At 33.7% G+C, this 8,605-nt stretch carries 3 protein-coding genes; all 3 read left to right on the top strand.

The window, feature by feature from the left end; translation table 11 throughout:
* Window positions 1–940: 940 nt before the first annotated feature.
* The 3 genes from MUN68_RS10960 to MUN68_RS10950 are packed head-to-tail and all read left to right on the top strand — an operon-like array spanning window position 941 to window position 8,130.
* Window positions 941–6,706: a PKD domain-containing protein gene (locus tag MUN68_RS10960; RefSeq protein WP_249996252.1), complete on the top strand. Its 5,766-nt coding sequence runs from the start codon at window positions 941–943 to the stop codon at window positions 6,704–6,706.
* Window positions 6,707–6,716: 10 nt separating this feature from the next.
* Window positions 6,717–7,718, top strand: a complete 1,002-nt coding sequence (locus MUN68_RS10955) for a PorP/SprF family type IX secretion system membrane protein (RefSeq protein ID WP_249996254.1) — start codon at window positions 6,717–6,719, stop codon at window positions 7,716–7,718.
* 37 nt (window positions 7,719–7,755) lie between these two features.
* Window positions 7,756–8,130 (top strand): hypothetical protein, encoded by a 375-nt coding sequence (locus MUN68_RS10950; protein ID WP_249996255.1) that lies wholly within the window; start codon window positions 7,756–7,758, stop codon window positions 8,128–8,130.
* Window positions 8,131–8,605: the final 475 nt, after the last annotated feature.

Here is an 8,605-nt window from a genome sequence, read left to right as displayed (position 1 = left end):
CTTTAATTATAAATTAGGATTATTAGTTATGTTTAAGAAATGATATCTCTTTATAATAATTATTAAGAGCAGGCTCTACAAATAGTATATAAAAAAAGTCCTACACTTTCGTACTAGACTTTCACTGTTGTAGCGAGAACGAGATTTGAATTCGTGACTTCTGGAAAAATTCACTTTATACTTAGTCGTGTTCCAAACGTGTTCACTAGTTATAAATAATAAATCTTAGATTAAATATAATATTGATAGTTGAGGGTGTCAATTTTATAAATTAATAATATATTGAGTTGGTGGCATTTTTACATTTTAATTAAATCTAGTTGAATACTAAATAAATTACGTATACAATTTAAAGCAAATAATCTCATTCATTTAGTCTCCACGGCTAAAGATTTTGGATTAATATAGACTTTAGTAATATACCTAATATTGGGTATGTGCAATAATTTTTTTTATAATTAGATTTCGAGTTGATTTTTTGAAAAGAATCAAAAATAGATTTAGCTAATAATTATGATTATTTCATTATTGAGTTTACGGTTTTCGGCAAAGTAAAACTATTGAATAGATTTATGTTTGTCGAATATTAGATCATATTGAAATAGTACCAATTAAAATAAAAAAGATACTTAAAAGAAATAACAAATCACTTAAGGTTATTAAACTAGCAATTATATGGCTATTGTTTCCTAGTATAATTGCTTTTATTTATATGAGTGCTTTTTATTAATGTTATTTTAAGGAATCTCAAACGATTTAATAGGGTAGTTTTTAACTTCAAACAGTTAAAAATTTGATTATCTGATCTTGATTTTTTTTAAGAAAAGAATCAAATAATGAATTAATCGATAATTAGATTCGTTTATCGAAAAAGATCCTTTCATAGATTTTATTAGTATAAATTGAAAAATTAATGTAAAAGATTAATCAGCAATAGGTTATGAAGAACAATAAATATGTTTATTTAGGAATTACTTTTTTTATTCTAGTAACTTCGGCAATTGCTTTTAATATAAAGTATGAGGAATCTTTATTTGCTCCTCCAGTAGTAGATTTTACATTCAACAATAATAATACTTGCTCAGGACAAAGTATATCTTTTACTTCTACAGTAACAGGTGATGGTCCTTTTGATTATGAATGGAATTTTGGAGATGGTTCAACATCTACACAACCAAACCCTAATCATGCATTTCAGACTTTTGGATGTGGAGGAACTCAAACTTTTAATGTAACTCTAACAGTAACTGATGACAACGGAGATTCTACTAATATTTCACATACCGTAACTGTAAAAAGAAAGCCAAATATTAGTTTTGAAGATCTTAATGCAGGGTTTGGTGTTCCATTTGAAAATTGTAATGCTGCTGCAATAGAGTATACAGTTTCTGTAGGGAATACTTCAAGTTCAGATAGCTGTGTTACTTCTTATTCTATTAATTGGGGTGATGGAAATTCTGAGAATAATGTGTCTTTTCCTATAACGCATACTTATACGAGTCTTGGTTCATTTAATATGGTGATTAGTGCTACTGGAGCTAATGGTTGCCATTCACAAATTACGTATACAGTAAAAAACTCTAGCAATCCGACTGGAGGTATAGTAACACCTGGAGCTACAGTAGATTTGTGTGCGCCTATTGTGCCATTAGAATTTGCTGTAAGTAATTGGGGATTAAACCCTCCAGATACTATATATGATATAGATTTTGGTGATGGTACAACTTTTGTATTAACACAAAGTGAATTAGAATCATCAACATATTACAACAGTTCTGACCCAGCAGCTTCGATAGATTATCCAATTCCACATGCTTATACAGCATCTAATTGTCCAAACTCAAGTTATACCGTTCTTTTAGACATAATAACATCATGTGGAACTTCTAATCTAACAGCAGGACCAATTACCATTCTTGAAAAACCAGAAGTGAGTTTTGATGCTGAAGATTCTACGTGTGTCAATGAAAATATACAAATAAGTAACACTTCTAGCAGTGGTTATAACCCTGGCTGTAGTACTGTTGTTGATTGGTTTTGGGATATGGGTGATGGAACATCTTATACTGATTTTGAACCTACCCATTCTTATTCAACTCCAGGCACTTATACAATTTCGCTATATGCGGTAAATTATTGCGGACAAACCAGTCCTGTCACACAAGAAATATGTGTAGAAGCACCTTTAACCCCTGAATATACTGTCAATAATATAGAAGGTTGTGCACCTTACACTAGTGTTTTTAATAACACTACAGATTTAACAGATCAATGCGGAGTACCAACTTTTGAATGGGTTATTAATTATATTCCAGGTTTTTGTGGTACAACAAGTGGTGCTAATTTTATTAATGGTACAACTGCTAATTCTGAAACTCCAGAAATTGAATTTACAAATTCTGGAACTTATGAAATTATTCTTCAAGGAACAAACTCATGTGGAGTGACGACTAGTTTACCTCAAGAAATATTTGTTAAATCGCCACCTCAAGCAGAGATTTCTGAAATAATAGATTTTTGTGGTTCATCAGCATTAGTTTCGCCAACATCTACCGTTGTTAGTTGTGGTCCAGATATGGTAACTTATAATTGGAGTCTTGATGTTGGCGTGTCTCCCACTGATTGGGAATTTATAAATGGTACTAATGCAACTTCTGAATTTCCTGAAATTAATTTTAATACACCTAACAGCTATATTTTGAGTTTAGAAGTGTCTAACAGTTGTGGGACACATATAGATATTGAAGAGTTTGTAATTTCACCAGTGCCTACAATCACTAATACAGATGTCAGTCAAACCATATGTTCTGGTGCAGATACAGTTGCTATAAACTTAATGTCTGATACAGCTAATACAACATATACTTGGACATCTAATAACCCTTCAGGATTAACTGGGTTTTTGACTTCAGGAGTAACAGATGAAATACCAGTGCAAACTTTAATAAATTCAACGAACGGTACGATAACACTTACATATACAGTTACACCACAAATTGGTAGTTGTATCGGAGCTTCTCTTGATTTTAGTATTATAATAGAACCTGCTCCTATTATAACGGTACAACCTATACCTGATGAAGTTTGCCTTAATGGTACAACTCTAGATTTAACAGTTGCTTATCAAGGTACAGGAACTCCAAATTATCAATGGTACGAAAATACTGTTGATAATACTGCTACAGGCACTCCTATTGCAGGTGCTACATCTCAAACATTTTCTCCTCCAACAGATACAGTCGGTGATACGTATTACTATATAATCATTACGTTTTCAACTGGTGGTTGTAATGAAATCATTTCTGAAACAGCATTAATAGAAGTTAAAGAAGTGTCTCAAATTGATACACAACCTATTAGTACGCAATCCATTTGTGTTGGTGGTCTGGCTGATGAATTATCAATAACGACTACTGGAGGAGCAGGTATTCCAACATACCAATGGTATAGTAATTTAACAAACAGTAATACTGGCGGAACCCTTATTGCAGGTGCTACAAATGCAACATTCACACCTTCTGCTTTTACATCATCTGGAACCTATTATTTTTATGTAGAAATTAATTATGGAGTAAGTGGTTGTTCAAATTTAGTAAGTGATGTCGCAGAAGTTATCGTTGTAGACGATCCAATAGTAACTAATCAACCAGAAGCGTCTCAAAGTTTATGTCAAAATTCAATACCTATAAACTTAGAAGTTACTATTTCAAATGGTTTGGGTAACATTTCGTATCAATGGTATGTAAATACAACTAATTCCACTGTAGGCGGAACATTGATTGCAGGTGAAACATCTAATCTATTTGCGCCTCCAACAACAGTAGTTGGAACATTGTTTTACTATTGCATCATCACTCAAGACGTATCAGGTTGTGAAGTTACCAGTTCAATAAGTGAAGTTGAGGTAACAGCAGCTGCACAATTTACAAGTCAGCCCATATCAGATGAATTATGTTTAGGTGAAACGACTGCAGATTTATCGGTGTCTTATGTAAATGGTTCTGGTACACCAACATATCAATGGTATGAAAATATAACGAATGATATAACTTCTGGAGTTCCTATAGCAGGTGCAACTACTTCCACATACAGTCCTGATGTTAGTGCCATTGGAACGACCTATTACTATTGTATAATTACACTAAGTTCAGGCGGTTGCTCTGAAATTAGTTCAGAGGTGTCAGAGATAATTATTAATGTAACACCAAGTATTAGTGATGCTGATGTTTTAATATGTAGTGATAATTCATTCGAATACATTCCAGATACGTCTAACGGAGATGTTGTTCCTGCAAATACAACCTATACTTGGACTACACCAATTATTAATCCAGCAGGAAGTATTACAGGCGCAACAGAACAATTAACAGATACGTCAAACATTTCTCAGTTATTAATTAATACCACTACAAATCCAGCTACTGTTACATATACTGTTACACCAACATCTGGAGATTGTATTGGAGCCGATTTTGAAGTCGTGGTAACAGTCAATCCTTCAATTTCAGTAACATCTAATGCAACAAATAATAATTGTTTTCAATCGAATAATGGATCTATTGAAATTGCAATAGTTGGAGGAGTACCATTCTCAACAGGAAACCCTTATAACATTATTTGGACTGGCCCAAATGGATTCTCTAGCACAGATGAAGATATCTCTAGTCTTGAGATAGGAACATATATCTTAAATATAGAAGATGATGGTGGTTGTCCATATTCTGAAACATTTACCATTACTGAACCTGATGAATTAGTGTTTAGTGCTATTGATTTTGACCCAGAGACGATTTCATGTTTTGGAGCTAATGATGGTGAAATAGGTATTTCTATTGAAGGAGGAACCTTACCATATACGTTCACGTGGACGTTAAACGGGTTGCCATTTTCCACAGACGAGGATATCTTAAACTTAGCTCCTGGAACGTATGAAATATCAGTAACTGATGATAATAATTGCGGACCAATAACTCAAAGTTTTTCAATCGTTGAGCCTCCACTTTTAGAGGTGACATTAGATATTCAAACTAATGTATTATGTTTTGATGAATCTACTGGTGCAATTGAAGTTAGTATAACTGGAGGGCGACCAGATTATATCTTTAGTTGGGTTGGGCCAAATGGCTTTACAAGTTTAAATCAAAACATTGATAATTTATCAGCAGGAACCTACCAACTTGAAGTAATCGATGCATCTAATTGTATAGATACTCTTGAGGTTGTAATCATTCAAAATGATGAAATTATGATTGATGTTACGGCTACAGAAATTGAATGTTATGGTGATAATGATGCGTCCATAACAATCAACAATATTTCTGGTGGAGTCTTACCTTATACTATTGCTTGGAGTAACTTCGGAACAGGAAATAGTCAAACCAATTTATCAGGAGGAACTTATACCATAACAATTACAGATGCCGAAAACTGCTCTAAAGCTTTTCCTATTATAATCAATGAACCTCCTATATTTTTAATAGATCCAGTCGTAACTCAAATGTCTTGTTCTGGCGAGAATGATGCAAGTATAATACTTAATTTTCAAGGAGGAATCGATCCTGTAACTGTAGTTTGGGATGATGATGCTTCAGCAGGTGTAGAGCGTAATAATTTAGCACCTGGTACCTATTCTGTTACGATAACCGATGGCAAACCTTGTACAATTCAAGATAGCTTTACCATATTTGATATTCTGCCACTACAAGTATCAGCAAATGTGACCAATGCGCTCGATTGTGAGGATACGAATAGTGGTGCTATTAATTTATTGATTCAAGGTGGTACGCCTCCTTTTGATGTGGTTTGGTCTAATGGCACTACAGCTGAAGATTTAGAAAATGTGCCTCCTAACAATTATACTGTTGTCGTTACTGATGCTAATGGTTGTGATATCGAAGGAAGTTGGAATGTTAGTAGGTTTGAACCTTTAGTACTTCAAGTCGATACACAATCTGAAGTAGATTGTGAAGCGCACACAGTAGATCAAACATTTGTTGCAGTAGCCAGTGGAGGAGTGCCTCCTTTTATGTATAACTGGTCTAGCGGAATAGTAAGTGGTTTAAATAATGAACTGATGACGACAGATGAAAATGGTCTAGTCATTTTAGAGGTGACAGATAGTTTAGGCTGCTCAATTAGTTATGATTTCAATGTGGAAACGCCTGTTCTTGGAGATCCCGATTTTGAAACAACTTCGTTCGGTTCTACTAATTATGGCATTTTTGCTATCCAAGACCCTATTCAATTTACCAATACTGCAACTGGTGACTATGTAAGTGTGTTATGGGATTTTGGAGATGGTAGTTTTACAGGAGATGAAAACCCAACACATACGTATTTACAAGTAGGAAACTATGTTGTAACTCAAACAGTGACCTATCCTTTTGGCTGTGTGTATACCAAAGTAGTCACACTAATTGTCGAAAAAGGATACAAACTCATCATGCCAAATGCTTTTACACCAAATCAAGATAATCTTAACGATTATTTTGGTCCTGAGTATATTGGATTAAACAGATTAGAACTTAATATATACGATACATGGGGAAGTCTCATTTATTCCGAATCTGGCGACGATATACGAGGTTGGGATGGTAAGGTTAATGAAGAGGAAGCCGAGAATGGAAATTACTATTACACGTTTTCTGCCAGTACATTCTATGACGATGTAATTAATCAACAAGGTGCTTTTGTATTTATTAAATAATCTAATTAGAATGAATTTAAAAACAATCCTCACTATAGCATTCTTTGCAATCGTATATTCAGTAAAAGCACAAGATCCTATTTTTTCACAATCCAATTATGTTCAAGAAACTTTAAATCCAGGGTTTTCAGGGTTTGAAGATAACGAGCGTATTTATGCTGGTGTTTTAAGTCGTTTGCAATGGCCTAGTTTAGACTTAAACTTAACAACACAATATGCATTTGTAAATAAATCTTTTGATTATGGGCCAAGTCTAGGCTTTGGAGTAGGTCTTAATGCCATTTGGCAACATGAAACGTTCAATAATTACAATTACACCCAGATAAATGCCAATTATGCACATCGTGTTAATTTAGATGGTGGCTGGTTTTTTAGACCTGGTATTGAAGTAGGTGTTGGCAGTAAAAGCAATCAGTTTGGCAATCTTACTTTAGCAGATCAAATAAATATTAATACAGGTGAAATTAGTTCAGTTTCTGTAGATCCATTAAGTAATAATACAAGAAATCGTTACTTCTTAGACTTTTCAACTGGAATTGTTTTTGAAAAAAAAGAATTTAATGGCATTACCTACTGGTTTGGTGCATCTGTAAAACATTTAAATCGACCAAATGTGTCTTTTGTAGAGGGTGAGAAGGTGCCCTTAAATATATTCTATTCGATACATGGAAATTATCGGTTTCCTTTCATGAATGATTATAGTATTATGATGACTGTTAATTATATGCAACAAGGACAATATAATCGCTTTGATATTGGTTCGCTTTTTCACGTTAATCAATTTCTTGTAGGACTAACTGCAGCTACAAATCCTGCTCGTAATGTTGATAACAGCCATATGTTAACGTCCATAAATGCCTTTTTTGGTTTAGAATATACCGAATTTAGATTTGGTTTATCCTATGACATGAACACCTCCAAGATTGGAAACACAAGAGGTGTTTACGAGTTTTCTTTAACTTATCTTTCTAGATGTCGTAGATGTAACACAGATCGTAGTAGGAAACGATGATGTGATGACTTATGATGAGTAATAAAAAGAGAAAACTATGAAACAGATAAGACTTATATTATTTATAGTGTCTATTGCATTTTCTACTAATGTGTTAGCACAAACAGTGTATACCACAAAAACAGGAGAGAAGTATCATAAAAGCACATGTAGATATCTTAAGTATTCTAAAAAAGAACTTACCTTAGATAAAGCAATAACATTAGGTTTCTCAGCCTGTGGTGTGTGTAAACCAACCAAAGAAAATACAAAAGCGAGTTCAGATGCTGAGGCTAATGCAATAGTTTACAAAGCTGAAGGTAAAGCACCTTCAAAAAAAGCTGTAGCAACACAATGCACTGGTAAAACCCAAGCAGGTAAGCGTTGTAAGCGCAAAACGAAAAATGCTGATGGTAGGTGTTATCAACATTAATATGTTTCTTGCATTATGGATTTCGTTAATATATCCATCGTAAAAGCAGAGGTGTTTTAGGACCAATCAGTTAAAAATAAAACTAATAAAAAAACACCAAAGCCATCGCCTTGAGGGATACAGTCCAACAGGAACTATACTTTGGTGCAAAGCGACTTAAAGTTAAACCTCCGCATCGCATAACAAAGCTAATAATTTTAGTGTTTTCATGTGGTATTTTTATGTAATATCACAGCTTATTTTAAATGTTTTTTAACTCAAAACCAATCAATGTCCTAAGACCAAAAACAAGCTGTACTTAAACATGCCCTCTGGAATATCGCCAACGATCTTCGTGGTAAGCACATCATGAGATCTTAAGTAATAGAAATGCGCAAATAAAATGAACATACAGTATATTTAGCTAAATCATTCGCAGTCTCGATCTTATCCACTATAAAGCGAGCTTTAAGCGTAACACATAAAAAAGTCTAGT

It is taken from the genome of Psychroserpens ponticola (genome assembly GCF_023556315.2).
In the GTDB taxonomy this organism is placed as follows: domain Bacteria; phylum Bacteroidota; class Bacteroidia; order Flavobacteriales; family Flavobacteriaceae; genus Psychroserpens; species Psychroserpens ponticola.
Note: the sequence above shows the minus strand (reverse complement) of the source record. Positions and strands in the feature narration are given on the sequence as shown.

Coding starts and splice junctions, on each gene's coding strand:
- MUN68_RS10960 (WP_249996252.1), top strand. CDS start 941: ATGAAGAACAATAAATATGTTTATTTAGGAATTACTTTTTTTATTCTA.
- MUN68_RS10955 (WP_249996254.1), top strand. CDS start 6,717: ATGAATTTAAAAACAATCCTCACTATAGCATTCTTTGCAATCGTATAT.
- MUN68_RS10950 (WP_249996255.1), top strand. CDS start 7,756: ATGAAACAGATAAGACTTATATTATTTATAGTGTCTATTGCATTTTCT.